This is a genomic window from Xanthomonas hortorum pv. cynarae (assembly GCF_002939985.1).
In the GTDB taxonomy this organism is placed as follows: domain Bacteria; phylum Pseudomonadota; class Gammaproteobacteria; order Xanthomonadales; family Xanthomonadaceae; genus Xanthomonas; species Xanthomonas hortorum_D.
Genome location: NZ_MDFM01000092.1, coordinates 1 through 393, shown reverse-complemented (window position 1 = coordinate 393; position 393 = coordinate 1). Strand labels below are relative to the sequence as shown.

Annotated in this window: 1 protein-coding gene; it reads right to left on the bottom strand. The window is 64.9% G+C overall.

Going from position 1 to position 393, the window contains the following annotated elements:
* A partial coding sequence (locus XcyCFBP4188_RS22370; protein WP_146094092.1) for an IS30 family transposase occupies nt 1–393 on the bottom strand: 393 nt, incomplete at both ends.

The following is a 393-nucleotide window of genomic DNA, read 5'->3' as shown; positions in this document are numbered from 1 at the left end:
GCCCCGCCGACGGCGCTTGCGGCGGCGCTTGCGTAGATGCGTGAACAACTGGCCACCGCGCTTGTGGTCAGCGTAGATGTGCCGATAGATCCATTCGTGACTGGCCAGGCCGGTGCGACCGGCAATCTGTTCCGGGCTGAAGTCCTCGCTCAGCAGGACCTCGATCTGTGCGATGCGCTCAGCGTCGATGCGTGGACGCCGGCTGGCCTGCGTGCGCCGATGCTCGCTGATGCGCTGTGCGTGATCTGGCAGATAGTGCCGAGCGTGCTGATTGCGGCGCAGTTCGCGGCTGATCGTGCTGGGCGCGCGCTCCAACGCATCGGCGATGGCCCGCATCGACATCCCGGTTTCATATAAAGCATGCAAACGGTATCGTTCGGCCTGGTCCAGGCG